The organism is Pseudomonas sp. ABC1, from assembly GCF_013395055.1.
In the GTDB taxonomy this organism is placed as follows: Bacteria; Pseudomonadota; Gammaproteobacteria; order Pseudomonadales; family Pseudomonadaceae; genus Stutzerimonas.
Genome location: NZ_CP058349.1, coordinates 2,333,328 through 2,357,058 on the forward strand (window position 1 = coordinate 2,333,328; position 23,731 = coordinate 2,357,058).

20 protein-coding genes and 1 pseudogene are annotated in these 23,731 nt (G+C 64.4%); 13 read left to right on the plus strand and 8 right to left on the minus strand.

Translation table 11 applies throughout. From position 1 onward, the window contains the following. Window positions 1-7 precede the first annotated feature (7 nt). Window positions 8-973, minus strand: coding sequence for an AraC family transcriptional regulator (locus HW090_RS10295; RefSeq protein WP_179113441.1), 966 nt, complete (start codon window positions 971-973; stop codon window positions 8-10). 144 nt (window positions 974-1,117) lie between these two features. Here HW090_RS10295 and HW090_RS10300 point away from each other — a divergent pair, with 144 nt between their 5' ends. Continuing rightward, window positions 1,118-3,103 carry a TonB-dependent receptor domain-containing protein gene (locus HW090_RS10300; protein WP_179113442.1) on the plus strand — a complete coding sequence of 662 codons (1,986 nt, stop codon included), beginning with the start codon at window positions 1,118-1,120 and terminating at the stop codon, window positions 3,101-3,103. Next, window positions 3,103-4,386 (plus strand): enterochelin esterase, encoded by a 1,284-nt coding sequence (fes, locus tag HW090_RS10305; protein WP_179113443.1) that lies wholly within the window; start codon window positions 3,103-3,105, stop codon window positions 4,384-4,386. The genes HW090_RS10300 and fes overlap by 1 nt, the downstream gene beginning before the upstream one ends. Window positions 4,387-4,490: 104 nt before the next feature. Here the strand turns inward: fes and HW090_RS10310 are convergent, their stop codons facing one another. From HW090_RS10310 to HW090_RS10320, 3 genes and pseudogenes are all read right to left on the minus strand, one after another. Next, on the minus strand, window positions 4,491-5,054 hold the full coding sequence (locus tag HW090_RS10310) for an NADPH-dependent FMN reductase (protein ID WP_179113444.1): 564 nt from the start codon (window positions 5,052-5,054) through the stop codon (window positions 4,491-4,493). 267 nt (window positions 5,055-5,321) lie between these two features. Next, the gene (ssuD, locus tag HW090_RS10315; RefSeq protein ID WP_179113445.1) at window positions 5,322-6,464 is read right to left on the minus strand and encodes an FMNH2-dependent alkanesulfonate monooxygenase; all 1,143 of its coding nucleotides are present in this window, start codon (window positions 6,462-6,464) and stop codon (window positions 5,322-5,324) included. A gap of 79 nt (window positions 6,465-6,543) precedes the next feature. Continuing rightward, window positions 6,544-6,810 (minus strand): annotated as a pseudogene (locus HW090_RS10320) (sigma-54-dependent Fis family transcriptional regulator); the annotation flags it as partial. A gap of 479 nt (window positions 6,811-7,289) precedes the next feature. On the opposite strand from HW090_RS10320, the gene HW090_RS10325 reads away from it, so the two are divergent. Both HW090_RS10325 and HW090_RS10330 read left to right on the plus strand, forming a co-directional pair. Continuing rightward, window positions 7,290-7,826, plus strand: a complete 537-nt coding sequence (locus tag HW090_RS10325; RefSeq protein WP_218673531.1) for a hypothetical protein — start codon at window positions 7,290-7,292, stop codon at window positions 7,824-7,826. A 54-nt stretch (window positions 7,827-7,880) separates the two neighbouring features. Beyond that, complete coding sequence (locus HW090_RS10330) at window positions 7,881-8,615, plus strand: hypothetical protein (RefSeq protein WP_179113446.1); 735 nt, start codon at window positions 7,881-7,883, stop codon at window positions 8,613-8,615. Between the two features lie 111 nt (window positions 8,616-8,726). Here HW090_RS10330 and HW090_RS10335 read toward each other — a convergent pair whose 3' ends face one another. Continuing rightward, on the minus strand, window positions 8,727-8,939 hold the full coding sequence (locus tag HW090_RS10335; RefSeq protein WP_179113447.1) for a SymE family type I addiction module toxin: 213 nt from the start codon (window positions 8,937-8,939) through the stop codon (window positions 8,727-8,729). A 408-nt stretch (window positions 8,940-9,347) separates the two neighbouring features. On the opposite strand from HW090_RS10335, the gene HW090_RS10340 reads away from it, so the two are divergent. From HW090_RS10340 to HW090_RS10350, 3 genes are all read left to right on the plus strand, one after another. Next, window positions 9,348-10,319 carry an Rpn family recombination-promoting nuclease/putative transposase gene (locus HW090_RS10340; RefSeq protein ID WP_179113448.1) on the plus strand — a complete coding sequence of 324 codons (972 nt, stop codon included), beginning with the start codon at window positions 9,348-9,350 and terminating at the stop codon, window positions 10,317-10,319. Window positions 10,320-10,812: 493 nt separating this feature from the next. Beyond that, window positions 10,813-11,817: a porin gene (locus tag HW090_RS10345; protein ID WP_256930656.1), complete on the plus strand. Its 1,005-nt coding sequence runs from the start codon at window positions 10,813-10,815 to the stop codon at window positions 11,815-11,817. A gap of 172 nt (window positions 11,818-11,989) precedes the next feature. Next, on the plus strand, window positions 11,990-12,691 hold the full coding sequence (locus HW090_RS10350) for a DUF2057 family protein (RefSeq protein WP_179113449.1): 702 nt from the start codon (window positions 11,990-11,992) through the stop codon (window positions 12,689-12,691). A gap of 94 nt (window positions 12,692-12,785) precedes the next feature. Here the strand turns inward: HW090_RS10350 and HW090_RS10355 are convergent, their stop codons facing one another. The 3 genes from HW090_RS10355 to HW090_RS10365 form a co-directional block, all read right to left on the minus strand. Further along, window positions 12,786-13,802: an AraC family transcriptional regulator gene (locus HW090_RS10355; protein WP_179113450.1), complete on the minus strand. Its 1,017-nt coding sequence runs from the start codon at window positions 13,800-13,802 to the stop codon at window positions 12,786-12,788. A 16-nt stretch (window positions 13,803-13,818) separates the two neighbouring features. After that, a complete protein-coding gene (locus HW090_RS10360) occupies window positions 13,819-14,733 on the minus strand; it encodes a GGDEF domain-containing protein (protein ID WP_179113451.1) in 915 nt (304 codons plus the stop codon). Window positions 14,734-14,850: 117 nt separating this feature from the next. After that, complete coding sequence (locus HW090_RS10365) at window positions 14,851-16,257, minus strand: metallophosphoesterase family protein (RefSeq protein ID WP_179113452.1); 1,407 nt, start codon at window positions 16,255-16,257, stop codon at window positions 14,851-14,853. Between the two features lie 27 nt (window positions 16,258-16,284). Between HW090_RS10365 and HW090_RS10370 the strand changes: the two genes are divergently transcribed. The 6 genes from HW090_RS10370 (at window position 16,285) to HW090_RS10395 (ending at window position 23,449) form a co-directional block, all read left to right on the plus strand. Continuing rightward, window positions 16,285-16,494, plus strand: a complete 210-nt coding sequence (locus HW090_RS10370; protein ID WP_179113453.1) for a hypothetical protein — start codon at window positions 16,285-16,287, stop codon at window positions 16,492-16,494. A 121-nt stretch (window positions 16,495-16,615) separates the two neighbouring features. Beyond that, window positions 16,616-19,120 carry a TonB-dependent receptor gene (locus HW090_RS10375; RefSeq protein WP_179113454.1) on the plus strand — a complete coding sequence of 835 codons (2,505 nt, stop codon included), beginning with the start codon at window positions 16,616-16,618 and terminating at the stop codon, window positions 19,118-19,120. Between the two features lie 117 nt (window positions 19,121-19,237). Beyond that, complete coding sequence (locus HW090_RS10380; protein WP_179113455.1) at window positions 19,238-21,136, plus strand: phytase; 1,899 nt, start codon at window positions 19,238-19,240, stop codon at window positions 21,134-21,136. Window positions 21,137-21,499: 363 nt separating this feature from the next. Next, window positions 21,500-22,219, plus strand: a complete 720-nt coding sequence (gene tolQ / locus HW090_RS10385) for a protein TolQ (RefSeq protein ID WP_179113456.1) — start codon at window positions 21,500-21,502, stop codon at window positions 22,217-22,219. 10 nt (window positions 22,220-22,229) lie between these two features. Beyond that, complete coding sequence (locus HW090_RS10390; protein WP_179113457.1) at window positions 22,230-22,679, plus strand: ExbD/TolR family protein; 450 nt, start codon at window positions 22,230-22,232, stop codon at window positions 22,677-22,679. Next, window positions 22,676-23,449, plus strand: coding sequence for an energy transducer TonB (locus tag HW090_RS10395; RefSeq protein ID WP_179113458.1), 774 nt, complete (start codon window positions 22,676-22,678; stop codon window positions 23,447-23,449). Before HW090_RS10390 ends, HW090_RS10395 begins: the two co-directional genes overlap by 4 nt. Window positions 23,450-23,731: the final 282 nt, after the last annotated feature.

A 23,731-nucleotide genomic window follows, 5' to 3' on the forward strand; every position in this document is an offset into this window, starting at 1 on the left:
CCGGTTCCTATGGTCGCAGCTTCGACGGACTGACGCCAAAGCGCCGCTTGAACGCCGTGGCGAAGTTGGCCGGGTTGCCGAAGCCGGCTACCTCCGCCGCTAGCGCCACCGACAGGCCGTCTTCGAGCAGGGCGCGGCGGGCCATCTGCATGCGCCGCTCCTTCATGTAGGCGAACACCGTGGTGCCCTGGGCCTGGCTGAACAGGCGCTGCATGTCGATCACGTTGAAGCCGTTGTGCGCGGCGATGCGTTGCAGGCCCAGGCCGTCGGCCTCGCCGCTGTCGAGGAACTGCCGCAGGCGTTCGACGCGCTGGCGCTGGCGGGTCGACAGGGCCGTTGGTCGGGCCTGTGTGCCAGTGATGCGTTCGAGCAGTTCGAAGACGATCGGCAGGCAGCGGCTCTCCAGGTAGAGGTCGAGCAGACCGGCGTCCAGTTGTGGCGCCAGGAGCAGTTGGCGGGCCATCTCCAGCGCGCTGGCTGAAGGCGTCCAGGGGCACTCGCTCAGGTGCTCGCGGCGAAAGCGTGCCAGCCAGCCGGCGCTTTCACCACTCAGCGCCAGGCGTTCCAGCCATTGTTCGGACAGTGTCAGGCACACCTTGGCCTCGTGTCGCTGGCGGCTCCAGGCACGGCTGAAGCGATCTTCCTCGGCCAGCCCCAGCAGCACCGCCGGCGCCTTGCGGCTGTCCAGCAGGTAATCGTTGCGGCCATAGGCGAGGCGAGTCTGGCCGTCCAGCAGGAAGGTCGCCTTGATGCCCGGCTGCAACAGGTTGTGGCTGCCCATGTCCTGCAGGTCACGCACCCGTGCCAGGTGAATGATCAGGCCGCTGGCCAGGGTGTGGGTGCGCAACTCGCCTTGCAGCACCGCCTCGTCCTGCGCCAGCTCCCGGTCGAAACTCGGCGGGCCGCCCAGGCGCTCGGTCTTGCGTCGGTACATGTCGGCGACGGTGATCAGGTTGGAAGACAGCGGCAGCATCGGCGGGGACCCGGAAAGGCGATCTCAGGCAAAGATTTTTCCATGCTGGCGCAAAGGCCTGCAAATAAAATGAGGATTATTATTATTTGAGACACATTCGCTAACGCGCACAGACGCGTCCCTTCGCTAACAAGGCCAACATCCATGTCGTATCCCCAAGCACCGTCCTTCCTTCTGCGTACCGGTATCCTCGGCTGCCTGCTGTGTGGCGCCACCCTTGCCCAGGCCCGGGACGGGCTCGAACTCGGCTCGACCGTGGTGACCGCCAGCGCGACCGAACAGACCCTGCGCGAAGCGCCGGCCAGCATCACCGTCATCGATGCCGAAGAGATCGCACGCCGGCCGATCCTCGACCTGGCCGACCTGCTGGGCCGCGTCGAAGGTGTCACCCTGAGCCGCTCCGGCAATACCGTCCCCGGCGTCCAGCTACGCGGGTTCGACCAGGCCTACACGCTGATGCTGGTCGATGGCCGTCGGGTCAACTCGACCTCCGCCTCTTTCCGCGGCAACGACTACGACACCGGCTGGATCGCGCCCGAGCTGATCGAGCGGGTCGAAGTGGTGCGCGGACCGATGTCGTCGCTGTACGGCTCCGATGCCATCGGCGGGGTGATCAACATCATCACCAAGAAGGCCTCGTCGACCTGGCGCGGCAACTTCAGCAGCACCGCCATCGCCCAGCAGGACCGCGATGCGGGCGATGCCTGGAAGACCAGCGCCTCCCTCAGCGGCCCGCTGGTGCCGGAGCGGCTGCTGCTCAAGCTGTCCGCCGCCGCCGATCGCCGCCAGGCCGACCGCGAGGTCAACGGCAGCGGCCAGAGTGGTTTTCCGGCCAATCGCAATAATTCGGCCAATGGCGAGCTGACCTGGTTCGTCGACGAAGCCAACGAGCTGGCGCTGAACGTCGACAACTCGCGGCGCAACCACGACGACTTCGTGCTGCGCCGCGAGGCCTACGCCCTGACGCACAAGGGCGAGTACGCCTTCGGCAGCAGCGAGTTCAGCCTGCAGGCCGACGAAACGCGCAACCTGGACGGCACCGTCAGCGGCCAGAACAACCCCAACGAAGCCAATACCTACATTGCCCAGGGTCGCCTGGCACTGCCGCTGTGGCAGACCAACCTGCGCCTGGGCGGCGAATGGAAGCGCGAAGAACTGGATGACGACACCAACCTGGCGGGCCTGCCCGGCAGCAGCACCTACGGACAGGACCCGACCACCTCGGTGGACACGTCAGCGCTGTTCGTCGACTACGACTTCCCGCTGCTGCAGGACCTGCGCCTGACCCTCGGCAACCGCTACGACCACCACGAGAACTTCGGCGGGCACAACAGCCCGCGCGCCTACCTGGTCTGGCAGCATGGCGACCACCTGACCATCAAGAGCGGCTGGGCCAGGGCCTTCCGCGCCCCGACGCTGCTGCAGAACAGCCCCAACTGGGGCTCGGCCTCCTGCGGCAGCCTGACCAACGGCTGCTACATCATCGGTTCGGAAAACCTCAAGCCGGAAACCAGCAACAGCAAGGAAATCGCCTTCATGCTGGAGTACCCCGGCTGGGGCGGTTCGCTGACCGTCTACCGTAACGACCTGCGCAACATGATCGACATCGAAAGCCGCACCCGCGACGTCACCCTGGCGCCGAGCTACGGCAACTTCGTCGGTTTCCTGCCCGATGGCCGGCCCGTGTTCGCCTACCAGAACCTCGACAAGGTACGCACCCAGGGCGGCGAGCTGAGCCTGCACAAGGACTTCGGCAGCGACTGGCGCGCACGCCTGAACTACAGCTACCTGGATGCCCGGAACCTCAGCGACAGCGCACCGACGCCGATGATCTACCGCCCGCGCCACAGCGCCAACCTGAACCTCGACTGGGCCGCCAGCAACCGCCTGGAGCTCAACGCCAGCGCCCGTTACACCGGCACCCAACTGACCAGCGTGAGCACCCGCAGCCAGGTACGCAAGGAGGCCTACACCCTGTTCGACCTGGGCCTGCGCTACCGCCTGAGCGATGACGTGACGGTCGGTACCGGTCTGTTGAACGCCTTCGACAAGACCGTGGAGCGCGATGTCTCGGCCGACTTCAACGAAGAGCGCCGCCGCATCTACGCTTCGCTGTCGGTCAACTTCTGATGGCGCCCTGGCGAACCGGGCTGTTGCTCCTTGCGCTGGTCGGCGGCGCCCAGGCGCAGTTGGCGCAGCCCCTGCAGCAACTGCGCGAAGACGCCTCGCCACAAGCGCTGGAGCGCTTCTTCGGCGAGCAGCGTTTCCCCCTGCGCGAGCGTCTGGCGAATGGAGACTGGCGCATCACTTTCGTCTGGCGCGCCGCGCCGGGGGAGGGCGATACGCGCCTGTTGTGGCCGGCGCCGGGCGTCAACACCCGGCGTCTCGAAGAACTCGGGGTGGCCGGCATCCGTTACCTGAGCCTGGAAGTGCCCGCCGGACTGCGTGCCAGCTACCGCTTCGCCAGCGACCTGCCTGCGTTCGACGGGCTGCCCCGGGAACGTATCCGTCAGTTGATGCATGCGCAGGCCCGTCCTGATCCGCTCAACCCGACCCCGCCGCTGTACGAGCGCCAGGCCGATGGCGAACCGCTGCAAGCGGTGTCGCTGCTGGAACTGCCCGGTGCCGTGGCGCAACCCTGGCTGCAACCCGCCACGACCGGGCAGGCGGGCCATAGCCAGCGGCTGCACTGGCGCAGCGAGATACTGGGCAACTCGCGCCCGCTTACGCTCTATACGCCACCCGGCTACCAGGCCGAGCGCGCCTATCCATTGCTGATCCTGTTCGATGAGCATGCCTACACTGCCCAGGTGCCGACCGCAGCCATACTCGACAACCTGATCGCCGCCGGCAAGATACCGCCGCTGCTGGCGGTCATGCTGAGCAACCCGAGCAGGGACTCGCGCCAGCGGGACCTGGCGTGCAACCCGCTGTTCGCGGATGCCCTGGCCCACGAGCTGCTGCCCTGGCTCGAAGCCCGCCACCGCCTGAGCGACCGGCCCGGTAAACGCATCCTTGCCGGCTCCAGCTATGGCGGTCTGGCCGCCGCCTGCGCGGCCTTTCTCTACCCGCAGCATTTCGGCGCCGTCTTGAGCCAGTCCGGCTCCTTCTGGTGGGGGCCGAAAGGCGAAGCGCAATGGTTGACCCGGCAACTGCGCGAAATGCCCCGCTTGCCGCTGCGTTTCTACCTGGATGCGGGATTGCTGGAGCAGGCGGATGCCCAGGGCATCCTCGGCAGCACCCGTACCCTGCGGCAAGTGCTGTGCGATAAAGACTACCCGGTGGCCTATCAGGAGTTCGCCGGCGGCCACGACTATGCCGTCTGGCGCGGCACCCTGGCCGATGGCTTGCAAGCCTTGCTGGGAGCGCCGCCGCTGCGGTTGCAAGGGTGCAGGGCGAACGCTGCGCCATAACACCGGGCACCGGCACCGCTATCTGACATTGATAGCTTTGGGTCCTGAACGCATCCGGCGGTCCGCCCGCCGAATGCAGCCACAGAATCGGGCGAGAGAGCCGGTCAGCCCTTGGTGTTCAGCTCGACCCAGGCGGCGAAAGCGTCGATGAATTTCTGCAGGAAGGGTTTGACGCTATCGCTCAGCGTGCCGTTTGCGTCGAAGAAACTGCCAGCGCCACCCAGGTAGCCCTCGGGTTGTTGCAACAGCGGAACGTCGAGAAAGACCAGCGCCTGGCGCAACTGGTGGTTGGCACCAAAGCCGCCGATGGCACCCTGGGATGCGCTGATCACGGCGCCCGGCTTGCCATGGCCGAAAGCGCTCTGGCCATAAGGCCGCGACGCCACGTCGACGGCGTTCTTCAGCGGGCCGGGGATCGAGCGGTTGTATTCCGGGGTCACGAACAGGTAGGCGTCGGCGCCCTTGAGGGCCGTGCGGAATGCATCGTAGGCGGCGGGAGGCGCGTCGTTGTCGATGTCTTCGTCATACAACGGCAGGTCGCGGATCTCGACGATCTGCAGCTTCAGCGAAGCGGGTGCCAGCTCGGCCAGGGCCTTGGCGATCTTGCGGTTGATCGACTCCTTGCGCAGGCTGCCAACGAGTACGGCGACGGTGTGGACCTTGCTCATAATCGGTTCCTTGGTCATGGGTATGGGGCGAGTGTCAAAGGTGTATCTGCCTTCGAGTGGGGTTACGCAGGTTCAGCCGGCAGACGATACCTCTGACCATTCTCGCGTGTGAATACTCCATCTTGTTGTGGGCCCCCATTCACAGAGCAGGCCCAGGAGGCGCTACCTCGCCCGAGCCTGGCCGTTCATCACAGGCCGAACAGGCGCCTGGCGTTGCCGGCGAAGAATTTCTCCAGCACCTCGTCCTTGAAGCCAAGTCGATGACGCTCATGCCTGGGCTCCCTTGCCTTCGCCCTTGGTCGCGCGCACGTCGAAGGCGCCGCCGGTCAATACCTCGTCGACGGTAACCTTGCGCTTGCCCGGCAGCAGCGGGAACACCAGTTCGGCGAAGCGATAGGCTTCCTCCAGGTGCGGGTAGCCGGACAGCACGAAGCTGTCGACGCCGAGGTCGGCATATTCCTGCAAGCGGGCGGCGACGGTCTGCGGGTCGCCCACCAGCGCGGTGCCGGCACCGCCGCGCACCAGGCCGACGCCGGCCCACAGGTTGGGCGCGACTTCCAGCTTGTCGCGACGGCCGCCGTGCAGCTCGGCCATGCGCCGCTGGCCAACCGAATCCATGCTGGCGTAGTTGGCTTGGGCGGCGGCGATGGTCTCGTCGTCCAGGTGGCTGATCAGTTCCTCGGCGGCGGCCCAGGCCTTCTCGTTGGTCTCGCGCACGATGACGTGCAGGCGCACGCCGAAGCGCACCGTACGGCCGTATTTCTTCGCCCGCTCGCGCACGTCGGCGATCTTCTCGGCCACCGCCGCCGGCGGTTCGCCCCAGGTCAGGTAGGCGTCCACGTGCTTGGCCGCCAGCTCATGCGCGGCCTCGGAGGAACCACCGAAATACAGCGGCGGGTAGGGTTTCTGCACCGGCTCGAAGAAGTTCTGCGCGCCCTTCACTTTGAGGTGCTTGCCGTCGTAGTCGACCTTTTCGCCCTGCAGCACCCGGCGCCAGACGTCGAGGAACTCGTCGGCGGCTTCGTAGCGCTCGTCGTGGGCGAGGAAGATGCCGTCGGCGGCCAGCTCGGTGGCGTCGCCGCCCGGTACCACGTTGAGCAGCAGGCGGCCGCCGGTGGCTTCGTCCAGGGTCGCCGCCTGGCGCGCAGTGGCGGTCGGGTTGCCCAGCGAGGTGCGCAGCGCCACCAGCAGCTTGATGCGGCGGGTCTCCGCGATCAGGCTGGCGGCGGTCACCCAGGGGTCCAGGCAACTGCTGCCGGTGGGGATCAGCAGGCCGTCGTAGCCGAGGTTCTCGGCGGCCACGGCGATCTGTCGCATATAGGCGTTGCTGGCCGGGCGGCCGCTGTCGGATTTGCCCAGGTAGCGGGTGTCGCCCGAGGTGGGCAGGAACCAGAAAATGTCCAGACTCATGATGTTTTCCTCGTTGCGGTGAAGGGAGCAACGCAAAGGCGGTGAAACCGGAGAGGCGCGCCAGCGCTCGCCGGCACTCTTATATGGATAGCTGCACGATGCGCTCGGCCCGTGCGCCGTTTTCCGAGCGGCGGCGGTTGACCTCCAGCTCGCCGATCTTGATCAGCCGCGTGCGCGTGATATTGCGGCTCAGGCCCAGCAGGTTGGCGGTGTGCACCTGATTGCAGTGGCAGAAACGGTAGGCGGCGCGCAGCAGGGCGTTCTCCACCTTCACGTGCAGGTCGCCGGCCTGCTCGTCGAACAGCTTCTGGAAGGCCCGTTGCAGCAGCGCCTCGGCATCGCGCTCGGCGGCGGTCTGGGCGAACTCCCGGGCCAGTCGCTGGGCGATCTGCAGGGAGCTGGGTTGGTTGGCTAGCGCCTGTACGCTCATGGGGCGCCCTCTCGTCAGGCCGTCTTGCGTAGGCGTTGGGTATCGACCAGCGCCAGGGTGCGCGAGGGACGCCAGGCGCCTCCGGAAATGGCGACGAGTCTGATGGGAGTGGTCATTGTCGATTCCTGATAGGTGTTGCGGGTGGTACAGCCACAGAGCAAGAGCCGTTCCACCCACCCGAAAAGCGCCCGCAACCGCCAGCCCCCATGGCCTGTACCCGCTTTACGGCCTGGAGGCTTTGCCCCTCGGCCTGCTGGATGGTCAGCACCTTGTTGAACGGCTGTTGGCTGGCGAACACCTGCAAAACTGTTCGTCAGCGGACATCGCATGGATGCATGCTATTTCGAATAGATAATCAAGAATTAATAATATTTTGGAATATATATAGATGGAGGGTGAGTGAGGTGATACTGGACGAGGTCATTTTCCCTGCGGTGCTTTTTTCGTCGCCTCAGTCATTCCAAGGACTAGAAAACACTATGGACTCGTCACGTTTCCCCGAAATCATCAAGCAGATCTATAGCCTGGTTTCTGAGCTGGAAGCCATGTTCGAAGGAAGGCATTTCACGCCCGACGGGCATATGGTTGGCAGTATCGGGGAAGCCCTGGCCGCACATCATTACGGCTTGCAATTGCTTACCGCGTCGACCAAGGGGCACGATGCGATCAAGGATGGGAAACGAATCGAGATCAAGGCAACGCAAGGCGCGAGTGTGGCCTTCAGGTCGTCGCCAGAACATGCATTGGTTCTGAAAATAGACAAAGATGGCGGTTTCACTGAAATCTACAATGGCCCGGGTGAGTGCATATGGGCACAGTTCATGGGTAAAAAGCCGCCCAGTAATGGCCAGTTCCAGATCAGCCTTAAAAGACTTTGTGAGCTGAATGCGCTCGTCAAGGATGAGGCGCGCATCAAGCGTGTTGTAGTTTGACAATGGACTTCGGTAATGAGGTAAGGCTGGAAATCCTGGATACTGGAAGCTGGGATGGTTTACATAACGACGATGTTTCTTGGCAGCGATCCAGAATGGGAGGCGCTTCGATCAAACATCCTACGCACCGAACCCCGTAGCAGTGAGTCTGAATTAATGAAAAGAATTTTCTTGCTTATAACCGTGGCGCTGCTTGTTTCAAGTTGTGCCAATGTTGTCCGGCAGCCGGCCCAGGGCGATTACGCCGAAGTATACAGGCATGCCTACATGGCATTGCAGGAAGAAAAATGGCTTACATACAAGCAGTTGATGCGGGTGGTTATCGACAAGTCCACGGCAAGTGGTGCGCCTCCAGAACAGCGCGCCATTTTCTGGTATGAGTATGGGCGTGCTGCGGGCGTTGTATGTGACTGGAAAGATGCAGAGTTCGCGATGACCGTGGCCAAGAATATTGATACCAAGGTCGGAGGCCCGTCTCATGAGTCTCTCGGCGAGCTTGGAAGAATGAGTGTCGTCAGAAAGCAGTACGACAAAGCCGTTGGTTATTTCACCCTTGCTTTGCAGGAATTCACGAAATACCAAGAAGAAAATCCTGATAAGAAAATAACGAATCAGCTGGGCAATGCCAGGGTCATTGAAGACTATGCATATGCCCTTGAACAGGCGGGTGGACAGCAAGCGGATGTAGATAAGCTTCGTGAAAAAGCGGCGGAGATTCGTGAAAAATTCACCGGACAAGAGGGAGCGTATGAGAGTGTTACCCCGTACGGGACACAATGCAGTTCGTAGGCAGGGTATAGATGGGTATCGCTACGCTCAACCCATCCTACGAATGGGTTGAGCGGGGTGAAAGATCAGGCTTGTTCTTGGTTGAAGCGCATATGAATATGCACTCGATTTTCAGGTTGCCTCGACCGTTAATACCAACTTGTTTTCTCGAACTTCGACCTTGATCGGTTTATCGATCAGGAAGTTTGCCTTTTCCAGCCAATAGCCTTTGAGCAGGATAAAGGGCACTGCGGGCGGGGTCTTATGGGGTTCGTGTCGGCGGCGTTCGGCTGAATACTGGTAGTCGTAGAAACCGGGACGGACTTTGAGCTTGCGGTTTTTCATGAGCGGTTCCTTGTGCAATTTTCACGTTGCGAATTAATCCATTTGAAATGGCGGTCAGGAGGGTGAAAACAGCACAAGGCACTGCCCCAACTATTTCCTGCATGCAGGTGTTGTATTTGTTGGGCCTCCCGACCATATATCCCGGATTTCAGGCAAAAAGAAACCGCAAATACTTCCGGGGTGCGGTTTCGCCCACCTTGTGGAGTTTTCACGCTCCGAGCCGCCAGAATACGGACGCAAAGATTAGTGTCAAGGCAGGTCGGCCAACGTTGCCAAGTACGTCACATTTCAATTGAAAACGCCGCGCTCCCGGCATTGTTCGATTTGAAAACTGTGAACGGCTTCACAGCACTCATTGGCCCGAACGGGCAGCATTCGTCCTGTGTGCCAGATACACGGGACCGAGAAATGGCCCAGCCTTACGACGCCGGCTACAAGTTGCTGTTCTCCAACCCCGAGTTCGTGCGCGACCTGCTGCTGGGCTTCGTGCCGCAGGCGTGGGTGGGGCAGGTGGATTTCGACAGCCTGCAGATGCTCAACGGGCATTACGTCAGCGAGGACATGCAGGGGCGCTGCGAGGATATGGTGTGGCGCCTCCGCTTGGGGAAAGACGATTGGGTCTATCTGTACCTGCTGCTGGAATTCCAGTCCACGCCGGATCGCTTCATGGCCTTGCGGCTGCTGACCTATGTCGGGCTGTTCTGGCAGCAACTGGAAAAACAGGGGCAGTTGACCCGTGACGGGCGCTTGCCACCGGTATTGCCGCTGGTGCTCTACAACGGCTTGCGCCCCTGGCGACACTCCACCCGGCTAAGCGACGTATGCCACCCCGCGCCTCCTGGCCTGCAGGTATTTCAGCCAGGGTTCGACTACCTGCTGATCGACGAAAACCAGTACCCGGACAGCGAGCTGAATGGCCGGCAAAACCTGGTGGCGATGCTGATGCGCCTGGAGCAGGCACAGACACCGCAAGCGTTGAGGGTGATCGTCGATGAACTGCGCGGTTGGCTGACCCTGGATGACCAGACGCCCTTGCGCCGCAATATCACCCGGTGGATCATCGACCTGATCCGGCGGCGGGCATCGAATGGCCGGATTTCACCATTGAGCGACCTGACGGAGGTGAGCACCATGTTGGCGGAGCGTACGGAAACCTGGGCTGAGCACTGGGTGCAGGAAGGTATGGCGAAGGGGTTGGAGCAAGGCCGAAAATCACAGGCCGCCCTGCTGCAACGCCTTCTGGGCAAGCGCTTTGGCACCCTGCCTGATTGGGCTGTCCAGCGTGTCGAGGAGGCAAGCGTGGAGCAGATCGCCGCATGGGCCGAGGCGATCTTCGAGGGTGCCAGCCTGGATGTGCTGCTGGAGCCGGGTGAGGCGTAGAAAAGCGGCTGCCCACAGGCATTGGGCAAGCGATTTCCTGAGGTTGTACCGAGCGTAGATGGGGTGGCTTTCTGGCCGATGGCTGCCAAGCCCGATCGCCCTTTTCGTGCGGTCACGGCCTGGAAGAGAGCCAGGCAGCGGCCAGTATTGGCTCTTCATATATAGAGTGAGTCTATGGTTGAAATGTCGCGCTCTGAGCGTGGACTGGGCGGTGCTGATCGTTACTGCAGTCTATGCCGCAGTTCGTGGCGAAAAGTGGACGATATAAGCTTGGCAAAGCTTGCTTGAGCGGGCTTTAAAAGTTCCGCCGTCATAAATATTTTATATTTCATACGCAAGACAGAAATATTCCGCTGCCAGTCTGCAGCGCAACACGACAGGCATCCTGTGCCGTGTTGCCAATATTTAGACCTGACAGGGGAATTGCATGATTCGCAAATACTGTGCCGGCTTCGCCATGACTGCTTTGGCGGCCACCATTCCAGCAGTCTCTATGGCTGACGTTAGCATCTACGGTCGTGCCCATGTTTCCGTGGACTATCTGGACGACGGCGCCAAATACTCGGAAACAAACCTGTCCAGTAACTCCTCGCGTCTGGGCTTCAAGGGTGATCATGAGATCAACCCGAACCTGAAAGCCTTCTTCCAGATCGAGCAGGAAATTCGCTTCAACAGCCAAGGCAGCAGCAGCGATACCTTCAGCACCCGTGACACCTTCGTCGGTCTTTCCGGCAACTTCGGTGCCGTGCAGGTCGGTCGTTTCGACAGCCCGTTCAAAGTCGCCCGTGGCCCGGCCAACCTGTTCGGCGATCAGGTCGGTGATATCCGTAACCTGACCCGTGCTGGCGATGCTCGCTTCGATGAGCGTTACGACAACACCATCCAGTACACCACGCCTAACTTCAACGGTTTCACCGGTAACCTGGCCTACTCGCTGCACGAAGGCACGACCAACAGCAACGCCGCTGCCAACGATGACGACAGCTCCGTCAGCGCATCGGTGAACTACGTTGCTGGCGCTTTCGAAGGTGCCCTGGCTTACGAGAAGGTCGACGAAGACGCTTCGCGCGGCAAGCGTGACGGCGTACGCCTGGCCCTGGCCTACAAACTGACCAAGGAACTGAAGCTGGTCGGCTTCTACCAGACGGTCGATTACGAAGGTCGTAACGCCACCAAGGCCGTGCAGGATCAGAACACTGCCAACGTCTATGGCCTGGGTGGTGAGTTCGCGGTTGGCCCGAACACTGCGCTGAAAGCGACCTGGTTCACCCGCGACGTCGATGCCAAGAACTATGACAGCGACATGTGGGTCGTCGGTGTCGAGCACAAGCTGGACAAGGCCGTGCGCGTCTATGCCAACTACGCAGTCGTTTCCAACGACGACAACGTCAACCTGACGCCCTACAGGGAAGGCCGCAGCGCCAACCGCGCCAGCGGTGTCGATGCCCTCGGCAAAGATTCCAGCGGTCTGTCGGTAGGCCTGCGCTACGACTTCTGATCCTTTTCGATCAGTCGAGCAGTATCGAAAAAGCGGACCTTCGGGTCCGCTTTTTCATGCCCATTCGGTCATCAAAATGAAATACCTCGTTCATAGACTCGCTGGGCATTCACTGATACCGGCTCCGGTATTCAGTGCTCTATTTCTTCCGTGTTCCTCAAGGATATCCCCCATGCATCGCCTGCTTTTCATTGCTGTCGCTGGTCTGCTGAGCGCCTGTGCCCAGCAGGCCCCTGTCAAGCTGTACTCCGGCAATGACCTGCCGCCGGCCCAGGTGGTCCGCGTCGAGCTGCCGCAAACGCTGGAAGTGCTGAACATCAATGGCCAGCCCGCACCCGCTGCGAACCGCATGCTTGGCAACGGCAGCCGCGAACTGCACCTGAAGCCCGGCGAATACCGCATCAATACCTACTACAAGAACGGCTTCGACATCGACGGTGGCCTGAGCCACGAGATCGTGCGCAGCAAGAGCGCGACCTTCCACGTCAAGGGCCAGGCCGGAGACCTGTGGAAGCTGGAGTTCGACGAGCCGGAAAACCTGCTGCAAGCCCGTGAGCTGAAAACCCGCTTCACTGGCTGGGCCTCGAACACCCGTACCGGCGAGCGTGTAGCCACCGAGGCGGGCGGTGCCCAGGTGTCGCTGCTCACCCAGCTGCTCGGCAGTGGCGGCGGTGTGCCGGTTGCGGACGAAGCGGCGGTCGCGCCGCTGGAAGAACTCCGCCCGGCACCGCGCGTAGCGCCTACGGCCAGCAGCGCTGATGTTGCCTCCCGCACCCTGCCCCATGACGAAGCGGTGCTGACCACCCTGCAGCAGATCTGGCTGCTGCTGGGCGAAGACAGCCGCAAGACCTTCCTGGAGTGGGCGTCGCAGTGACCCTGAGTCGCTGACGGGTTGAGGCGCAACGCGCCGATACCCGTCGGGGTCGAGCACAGATGGCTCTCGCCGCGCTCGCCCCGCATGTGTCCCTTCAGCCGAACCCCCGCCCCAGGCCACTGGGCGCCAGGCCGGTCCAGCGCTTGAACGAACGCCGCAGGTTGGTGGTGTCGTTGAAGCACAGGTGCTGGGCCACTTCCTCGTTGGTGTAACCCTTGATCTGGTACAGGTACAGCGCCTGGTGCTTGCGCACCCGGTCGAGCTGTTCCTGGAAGTGGCTGCCGTGCTTCTGCAACTTGCGTTTGAAAGAAGCCGGGCTCATGCCGAAGGTGGCGGCGACCCGTTCCAGGTTCAGCGGCTGGCGGATGTGTTCCCGCAAGTGGTCGTAGAGGCGGTCGAGAAAGCTGTCCTGCCAACCCAGTTGCTCCAGGCGCTGCCGGCAGCGCTGGGCGCTGACCTGCTGGGCGGTGGCCGAGGCGCCGGGGCAGGGTTGGTGCAGGTACTGCCGGGGCAGGCTCATCAGCGTCAACTGGCTGGAGAAGCGTACGTCCTCGCCCAGGTGCACCCAGTATTGCTCCACATGCGTCGGCTCGGCGTGGGCGAATTGCAGGCGCCATGGCAGGCGCTGTCCGGACAGTTGCCGCGACAGGGCCAGGATCGCGGTCTGGCAGGCTTCCAGCAGGAAGCGCAACTGCGGGCCGGCGCCGCAACTGTCCAGCCAGTAGAGGTAGAGGTTGTGTTCGTCCAGCAACAGGCAAGGGCGCAGCAGCGGACTGAGCAGCGCGTGGCTGGCGCACAGGTGTTCCAGCGCCTGCAGCAGGTCGGTGGATTGCTGCAAGGCCAGGCTGGCCTCGCCGTAGTGGCCGGGCAGCAGGCGCTGGCCGTAGAGGAAGCTCAGGTCGTCGTCGCCCAGCAGGCGCTGGGCATTGGCGATCAATTGCAGGTATTGCAGGGGGCTGATGAGCGCCTGGCCGCTGGCGATGTCCTCGTAGAACAGGCCGCAGCCGCGCAGCAGGCGATGGCTGTCGATGCCCCGCGACAACGCCAGATCGATCAGCCCGGCAGGCTGGTCGTGGGCGGGGATGAAACGGCTGTCGCATTCGTACCACATGCTGCGTTCTCCCTTCTCATGCACAGCGCTGGAAGCGCTGTTTGGCCTGGGCCAGCGCCAGGTTGAGGCGCTTGAGCAGTTGCTCCGGCGCTTCTTCCAGGGCCATTGCCACCGCCACGCTGGCCTGCAGGTGCAGGCGTTCGCCGTGGCGCTGGCTCTTGTGCGCCAGGCTGGCGACCGCCTGTTGCAGCTCGTCGGCGAGTTGCTGCGCCTGGCGCTCGCCGGTCGCCGGCAGCAGGGCGATGAAGCGGTCGCCGGCCAGCCGGCACAGCAGGTCCTGCGGGCGCAGGTTGAGCAGCAGCACCTGCGCCACCGCCTGCAATACCTGGTCGCCCTCGGCCTGGCCGTAGCGCTGGTTGATGGCGTCGAAGTCGTCCAGGTCGATGGCCACCAGCGACAGCGGTAGGTTGTCCCGCTCGCTCTGCTCCAGCGCCATCTGCAATTGCTGGCGCAGGTACTGGGCGCTGCCCAGCGGCGTCAGGCGGTCGAACAGCCGGTGTTCGCGAAACAGCCGCTCGCGCTTGCTCATCTGTGCGCTGATGGCCTGTTGTTCCTGGTGCAGGTGGTAGATGCCGACGGTCATCAGCAGCAGGCCGATGGGCATCGGCGCGTTCTCCAGCCAGTTGTCCCAGAGCGCGTCATCGGGCAACCGGATGAATTCGTCGAGGACGTCCATCCACCAGGAGAAGGTGATGCAGCACAGGCCGAGGGCCAGCAGGCGCGTCACCCGTCCGGCGGGGCGGGCGCGCAATAGCATGATCAGCCAGACCAGCCAGATCAGCATCGAGCCGCCTTCGCCGAGCACGTCCAGCCACTTGATCGCGGCCCAGGGTTTGATCTGTCCGGCAGCCAGGTAGATGTGCAGCCCCAGGTTGGCGGCCAGCACCAGGCCGAGCAGGGTGAACAGGTGCAGGCGCAGGAAGGATTTCATCGCTGGAGCTCTCCGGGGCGCTGGGCTTCAGGCGTCTGGGCGCAGCGTCGCCCTCGGGGGTTGTGGGTGTCGGGCCATGAGCATGCACGCTGCCGATGACCCGCAGATGACGGTCGCTTACTTGTCGCGTGCGCTACAGGGCAGGCCGTCCGGTCCTTGATTGCCTTCGCAGGTGCGCGGCGGCAGCAGTTCCAGCGCGGGCTGGCGCAGGTACTTGTGACCGTCTTGGCGCACCAGGTCGAAGGCATCGTAGAGATGCCCGCCGACGGTGTAGCTGCGCACTTCCAGGCGTTCGGCGGTGACTTCCACGGTCTGGTAGAGCTGAGTGTCTTCGGCGCTGCGGTCCGGCTGGTCGGCGGCGCGGTCGTTGAGGCCGTACATCTTCGAGCCTGCCACCGACACCAGGTACACCGGGCCCTGCTGGGGTTCGCCGGCCTGGCGGCGCTGGCTGGCCTGCGCCTGGCCAGCGGGGTGGCTGAGGCGGCTGTAGCAGTGGTCGTGGCCTTGCAGCACCAGGTCCACGTCGTGGCGGTCGAGGATGGGTTTCCAGGCCTGTTTCAGTGGCTCGCTGTCTTCGGGGCGGGCGCAGGTGAACAACGGTTGGTGCACCACCACGATGTTCCAGCGCGCCTCGCTGCCTGCGAGCTGGGTGTCCAGCCAGCGGCCTTGACGCTCCAGGGTGCCGAGGTCGAGGGCCGAGGTGCCGTCGAGGACGATGAAGCGCACGCCCTGGTAGTCGACCCGGTAGCTGGTCTCGGCGGCGCCCTCGGCGCCGTTGCGCGGCAGGGCGAACTGCAGCGGCCAGTGCGGGCCGAGCAGGCGGGTTTCGTGACCCTGGTCGTCGAGGTGGTCGACGTATTCGTGGTTACCCACCGCCGGCAGTTGCGGGACCTGGGCGTAGTGGAAGCCGCCGGCCTGGCTCCATTCGCCCCATTCGTCGTCATGGGCGAGGTCGTCACGTTGCGACACCAGGTCGCCGGCATGCACCACCAGCGCCGGGTTGGCGGTGTTCTGCAGGGCCTGGCGCACGGTGCGCGAAGCGAGGGCGAGGATGTCGTTCTGCACGTCGCCCAGGTAGATGAAGCGGAACGGCGCGAAGCCGGCCTGGGCGGTGCGGAACTGCAACCACTCGCTCCAGCCGTCATGGCCTTTTACCCGGTAGACGTAGGCCTGGTCGGGCTGCAGGTCATCCAGGCGGACATGGTGATAGCGGGCGTCGCCGTTCTCGCTGCGCAGTGTGCGGGGCGTTTCGCCGGTGAGGGTCCTGGCGCGTTGGGCCAGCAGTGGGCCGTCCAGGGCGGGGGCGAGCTGGATTTCGCTGACGGTCTGGCGGGCGTCGGTGCGGTAGCTGATAGCCATCTGCCGGGACGGGTCGGCGCCTGGCGTCAGCACGATACGGTCCGCCAGACCGCTGACCTGGTAAGGCAGGCCCGGCGTGCGCGGCAGTTCCGGGGTGGCGGCGGACAGGCTGTGGCTGAACAGGCAGGCGGCGATCAGGCCGGCGAGCAGGGTGCGGTGATGCATGCGGTGGATTCCTTGGCGAGGGTGCGAATGGCAGTCAAGGAAACAAAGGCGGATGACGGTTCGGTGACAGGCGCGGGGTCGATTTGGCTCAGGGAAAAAGGCAGCGAAAAGCTTCAGGCCGCACGTTCAGAAGCCCGACGGGAGTGGCCCTGGATGCTGTATCTGCCGCTTGCAGCTTATCGCCGGCCACTGCCAAAGGGGGTCATATCGGCTCAAAAACCCAGCGATCTTCGCTGAAAATACCCGCTTTGGCCGTCGCTCCCGGCAGGCCGTCACGGAATTGCCATATCGCCCTCCTACCGTCCGCTGCCATTCCCGGCCGATTTGCCGGACCGACCGTTCGAGGGGAGACAGCGACATGACCGTGTACTGCCGAGCATCACGCCCTATGGGGTTCCGTATCAGCCTGCTGGCGCTGGCCATCGCCGCCGTGGCGCCGGCCATGGCGGCGGACGCGCAGCAGGATGACACGCTGCAACTGGAGCACGTCGAGGTGATCGGCCAGGCGGCCAGCGTCGACCAGGCGTTGCGGGCGCAACGCAATTCCGACAACGTCAGCAGCGTGGTGCATGCCGATGCGGTCGGGCAGTTGCCGGACGATAACGCCGCCGAGGCGCTGCAACGCATTCCCGGCCTGTCGGTGGAGCGCGACCAGGGCGAGGGGCGCTTCGTCAGCGTGCGTGGCCTGGGGCCGGACCTGAACAGTGTGACCATCAACGGCACCCTGGTGCCGGCACCGGAAAGCGACCGCCGCGCGGTGGCGCTGGACGTGTTGCCGTCCGAGCTGGTGCAGTCGCTGTCGGTGATCAAGACCCTGACCCCGGACATGGACGCCAACTCCCTGGGCGGCACCATCGAGGTGGAAAGCCTGTCGGCCTTCGATCACGACGGCCTGTTCTACAGCCTCAGTGGCGAGGCGGGCTACAACGACCTGGTGGACAAGACCAGCCCGAAATTCTCCGGCGGCTTCAGCAACCGCTTCAGCCTTGGCGACGGTGTGGACAACTTCGGCGTGGCCGCCGCGCTGAGCTGGCAGAAGCGCAAGTTCGGCTCGGACAACGTCGAGACCGGCGGCGCCTGGGACTTCGACAACGGTGCACGGCTGGAGGAACTGGAGCAGCGCGACTACGTCATCACCCGTGAGCGCCTCGGCTTGGGCCTGAACTTCGACTACCGCCCGGACGACCTGTCCAGCTATTACCTGCGCACCCTCTACAGCAAGTTCAAGGACAGCGAGGCGCGCAACGCCGCCGGCCTGGAGTTCGACGATGCGCAAGCCTCTGGCGAGCGCGGCGATGCGGAAGGCTGGCGCGAGCTGAAGGCCCGCGAGGAAACCCAGGAGATCCAGTCCTACGTGCTGGGTGGCGAACGCTTCATCGGCCCGTGGACCCTGAGCGGCCAGGCTGGCTACAGCCGTTCCAGCGAGAAGGACCCGGGCGGTATCGCCGGCGCCAAGTTCGTCGGCGACTTCACGGGTGTCGGTTTCTCCGGCAATCGCAAGCCGCGCCTGGTGGCCGGCGAGGATTTCTACGATCCGGCGTCCTTCGAGCTGGACGAGATCGAGGTGGAGAAGAGCGACACCCGCGACCAGGAGAAGAACATCCGTCTGGACCTGGCCCGCGACTACGACCTGCGCGGCCATGCTTCCCAGGTCAAGTTCGGCGGCAAGCTGAGCCGCCGCGAGAAGACCAACGACAGCGACATCTGGGTCTACGACGATTTCAATGGCGTCGATCTCAGCGGCCTGCAAAGCGGCACCCTGGACTATGGCCTGGGCCGCCTCGGCAACGGCATCAGCCACAGCGGCATCAAGGCCCTGATCAGCGGCCTGAACCGGGCGGACTATTACGACGAGGAAGAGTCGCGCATCAATGACTTCAAGATGAACGAAGACATCGACGCTGCCTACCTGATGAACACCCTGGACCTCGACGACCTGCGCATCATCGCCGGCCTGCGCTACGAGCGCACCGAGTTCCAGGCCAAGGGCACCGGCCTGCGTGACGGTGCCTTCGAGACCACCAAGAGCGACAACCGCTACGACCACTGGTTGCCTGGCCTGCATCTGCGCTACCAGCTCGGCGCCGACACCCAGTTGCGCGCGGCCTGGACCAACAGCGTGGTGCGCCCGACCTTCGGCGAACTGGCGCCGGGCTTCGTCATCGACGTCGGCGATGCAGAGGCATCCTTCGGCAATCCGCACCTCAAGCCGCTGGAGTCGAGCAATCTGGACCTTGGCATCGAGCATTACATGGGCCGTGCCGGCGTGCTCTCGGCCTATGTGTTCTACAAGGACATCGACAACTTCATCTACAACACCGACCTGGCCGGCGTCGGCGAGTGGGCGGCGTTCGATGAGGCGCTGACCTTCGAGAACGGCGACAGCGCCAAGCTGTACGGCCTGGAGTTGGGTTACTCGCAGAAATTCGACTGGCTGCCGGCGCCCTGGAACGGCGTGCTGGTGGGGGCCAACGCCACCTTCAGCCAATCGCGGGCGGATATCGAAGGGCAGGGGCTGAAGCGCCGTATCGACCTGCCGAACCAGTCCGATACGGTCGGCAACCTGATGCTCGGTTGGGAGAACTCGCGCTTCAACCTGCGCCTGGCGGCCAACTACAAATCGTCCTACCTGGCCGAAGTGGCGGCCATCGACGACAAGGCCCACGACCTCTATGCCGATAGCCAGTTGTTCGTCGATTTCAAGGCCGGCTGGTTCATCACCCCGGAACTGCAACTGACCTTCGAGGCGCAGAACATCACCGACGAGTCCTACTACGTCTACACCGGCCGCCGCGGCTACAACGCCCAGTACGAGGAATACGGCCCGACCTACACCCTCGGCCTGACCCTGACGCACTTCTGAGTGCCGGTACGTGCTCCGTAGGGTGCGCCATGCGCGCCGGTAATGCTGCTATCTCCGTGGTGCGCACGGCGCACCCTGCTGATTGGGCATCCCTGGATATTGAACAAGGTTGATCGAATGAATGGAAACAAGTTGTTGGGCATTCTGGTCGGTATGACCATTGCCCAGATGGCCATGGCGGCGCCCGTGGCCCCTCACCTGACGCCGCTGGAGTCGCCCAAGGGGCTGGAAAATGCCCAGTGGCTGGCGGACGACCGCTTCTGGCCGGGCGCCGACCGACTGCGCATCGACGCCCGTGGCCTGCATGTACTGGATGCCAAGGGCAACACGCTGAGCCTGCTCGAAGGCCGCTACGAAGGCCTCGACCACCGCTCCGGCGAGCATGGCCTGCTGGTGGCGACCCTCGACAAGAAGCGCCAGCAGGCGGTGCTGCTGGCACTGGACGCGCAGCATCGCTGGAGCACGCCGCGCTACATTCCCGGCATGGGCCAGGCGCTGGAAGGCGTGTGCCTGTACCGCGACGAGGCGCGCAACGAATTCGCCTTCCTGCTCGGCGAAGAGGGACAGGGCGAACAGTGGCTGGTGGCTGTGGATGAACGGCCATTGGCCGAGCCACTACGGGTGCGTGGCCTGAGCCTGCCGCCGCAGAGCGGCTTCTGCCAGGTCGACGACCACAGTGGTTCGCTCTATGTGAATGAGGAAGAGGTCGGCCTGTGGCGCTATGCGGCCGCCGCCGAGGCGCCGTTGTGGCGCACGCCGGTGGATATCCGCCAGCCGTTCGGTGGCCTTGCCGAAGCTGCCGCCGGCATGGCGCTGGTGCCCGGCGGCCTGCTGGTGCTGGACCCACAGGTACCGGCGTTGCACCTCTACCAGGCCGCCGGCGAGGACTGGAAGCCGGTGGCCACACTGCCGCTGCAAGGGCTGGACGAGCCGGAGCAGATCAGCGCCCGCAATGGCCGCCAGGGCCTGGAGTTGCTGCTGGTGGATGAGGCCGGCAGCCACCGTGGCACGCTCGCCTGGCAGCCGCAGGCGCCGAAGGCTGTAGCTGCGCTGCCGGTGTTGCCAGCCCAGGTGCAGACCGATCCGGTGCCGAGCCTGGGTGATGCCGCCGATGATCCGGCGATCTGGGTCGACGAGCGTGATCCGGCCCGCAGCCGGGTGCTGGGCACCGACAAGAAGGGCGGCCTGCTGGTCTACGACCTGGCTGGCAAGCAACTGCAGGACCTGCGTGTGGGGCGCATGAACAACGTCGACGTGCGCAAGGGCTTGCGCCTGGGCGAGCGTACCGTCGACCTGGCGGTTGCCAGCAACCGCGACCGCAACAGCCTGCACCTGTTCGCCATCGAGCCGGCCAGCGGCGTGCTCAGCGAACTGGGGCAGATTGCCACGCCGCTGGACGATATCTACGGCCTGTGCATGTTCAAGAGTCGCCAGGGCGCGCTCTATGCGATCGCCAACGACAAAGACGGGCGCTTCCTGCAATACCGCCTCGACGGTGCTTCCGGCGAGGTGCGCGGCGAACTGGTGCGCAGTTTCCGTACCGCCAGCCAGCCCGAGGGTTGCGTGGCCGACGACCGCAACGAGCGCCTTTTCGTCGGCGAGGAGGACGTTGCGGTCTGGGCGCTGGACGCCCGCGAGGACGCGCCGGCCACGCTTGAGCAGGTGATCGCGGTGGGTGGGCTGGTCAAGGACGATATCGAGGGCCTGGGCCTGTACGCCGGCAAGGACAGGGACTACCTGGTGATCTCCAGTCAGGGCAACGACAGCTACGTGGTGGTCGAGGCCCAGGCGCCTTACCGGCTGCGCGGCGCCTTCCGTATCGGCCTGAACGCCGCGCGCGGGATCGACGGCGCCTCCGAGACCGATGGCCTGGACGTCACCTCGGCCAACCTCGGCGGCCCCTGGAGCCAGGGCCTGCTGGTGGTGCAGGACGGCCGTAAACGCATGCCGGAGACCGCACAGAACTACAAATACCTGCCCTGGGCCGCCGTGGCCGAGGCACTCGGGCTGGAGTAAGGCGGGAGGGAGCAGCGTTGCTGCGGAGATCGCCTGGATTCCCGCCTACGCGGGAATGACGGGAGTTGGAGATTGCGGGTCGTTCAACTGGAATGCCATCGCCGCCCCACCGTCGTCCCCGCGTAGGCGGGGACCCAGGTGCGCGGTGTTGCGGCCACCGCATGGATTCCCGCCTTCGCGGGAATGACGGGGAGTTGAGGTTGCGGGGCGGACAGGTGGAACGCCATCGCCGCCCCACCGCCGTCCCCGCGCAGGCGGGGACCCAGATACGCGAAGTCACAGTCGCCACTGAGTGTGGCGGTACGTTCCACATGGAACATGTCATTCGATCAGCGGCGCCTCGCGCGCCCACAGGAGTTTTCCATGCAACATGTGACAGAACAGATGACGGTCTGGGGCCTGGTCAGCGATGCCAGCCCGGTGGTGCAGGCAGTCATGCTGGTGTTGGTGCTGGCCTCGATGGTCAGTTGGTACCTGATCGTCCGCCGCAGCGTTGCCCTGCGCCGTGGTGAGCGGCAGTTGGAGGCCTTCCTGCAACGCTTTCGCAGCAGTGGCGACCTCGACCTGGCGCAGTTGTACCAGGGCGACAAGGGCCGCGAACTGCCGGACGAGGCAGCCCTGCAGCGGATCTTCCAGAGCGGCTACCAGGCCTTCGGCCAGTTGCAGCGCCAGCCCGGCATCGCCCCCGAGGCGGTGCTCGAAGGGGTCGAGCGCAACCTGTACGTGGCCATTGCCGAGCAGGAGGAGCGCCTGGAGCGCGGCCTGCCGTTGCTGGCCACGGTCGGCTCGGTCAGCCCTTACGTCGGCCTGTTCGGCACCGTCTGGGGCATCATGAATGCCTTCCTGGGGCTGTCACAGGTGCAGCAGGTGACCCTTTCCACCGTCGCACCGGGCATCGCCGAGGCGCTGATCGCCACCGCCATCGGCCTGTTCGCGGCGATACCGGCGGTGATGGCCTACAACCGTTTCGCCGCCCGTGGCCAGGTCCTGGCCGGGCGCTACTACAGTTTCGCCAACGAATTGCAGGCGCGCCTGCACCGGCGCCTGCACAGCGCTGGCGTAACCATCGCCGCTGTCGCCTGAGGAGCCGATCATGCTGGTCAGATCGCCGCGCAAGCATGCGCCCAAGGCGGAAATGAACGTGGTGCCCTACATCGACGTGATGCTGGTGTTGCTGGTGATCTTCATGGTCACCGCGCCGATGCTGGTGCAGGGCGTCAGCCTGGAGCTGCCCAAGGTCGCTGCCGAGGCGTTGCCGTCGCCCGGCGAGCAGCAACTGGTGACGCTCTCGGTGACTGCCGAGGGTGATTATTACTGGAACGTCGGCCCGGAGCTGGCGGTGGGCAGCCAGAGCGACCAGGCGGTTGACCTGGATGCCATGCGCGACAGCCTGCTGGCGCTGGTCGCCGAGCGGGCCGATACCCAGGTTTACGTCCGCGCCGACCAGGGTGCCGACTATGCGGCGGTGCTGGCCGGTATCGCCGCGTTGCAGCGCGGTGGCATCAGCCGCATCGGCCTGGTGACCGAGGCGCCGCAACCATGAACGCAGTGCTGATGCCGGCAGGCGGGCAACGGCCCTGGCGTGGTCGTCTGGGGGCTGCCGGGCTGGTGCTGGCGTTGCATGGCCTGCTGGCGCTGGTGCTGCTGCGTGGCCTGGCGCCGCCGTTGCCGGAACCGCCGCTGGCAATGACGGTGGAGACCGCGTTGGTCAGTCTACCGCCTACGCCTGTGCCTGAACCGCTGGTAGAGCCTGTCGTGGAGCCCGTGGAGCAAGTCGAGCCGCCCAAGCCCCGGGTGGAAGAAACCCCGCCGCCGGTGGTCCGCCCCGACCAGGCAGAGTTGGCCTTCAAGCGCGCCGAGCGCGAGCGTGAAGCGCAGCGGCGCGAACAGGAGGCCGAGCACCGGCGCCAGGAACAACGGGTGCAGCAGGAGCGCCAGAGATTGGCCGAGGAACAGGAGGCGCGCCGCCAGGCGGAGCTTGCCGCCCGCCAGGCCGCCGAACACGAAGCCGCCCTGGCCGCCGAACGTGCGCGGGCCGCCGACAGCCGTCGCTACCAGCCACTCAGCAAGAAGGCCCCGGCCTACCCGCAGCGCGCCCTGGACCAGCGCCTCGAAGGCGCCTGCACGGTCGCCTATACGGTCGATGTGCGTGGCCGCGTACAGGACCCCGAGGCTCTCGAAGATTGTCATCCGTTGTTCGTGCGCCCGTCACTGGCGGCGGCCAGGAGCTTTCGCTACCAGCCTCGGCTGGTCGATGGCCAGGCGGTGCCGGTGCCGAACGTGCGCAATACCTTCCACTATCGGATCGAGTGACGTGTCGCTCGTTTCGACGCTGAACATTGCCGCCTCGCAGGCGGTCTATCTCCGGGTGTACGGGGCTCGCCCCGTGCCCATGGCGAACCGCATGCCGGGCAATATCCTGACGCAATATGTAAACGACAGTCGCCCGGCCTCACAGTAGATTCGCCAGTGTCGTGTCAACGGCGGGTTCCCGTAGGGTGCGCCGTGCGCACCAGTGCCACCTGTGTCGATCATCCAGGTACACGCGGCGCACCCTGCGGAACGATGCGATGACACCTGGGTTTCATCCTTGAA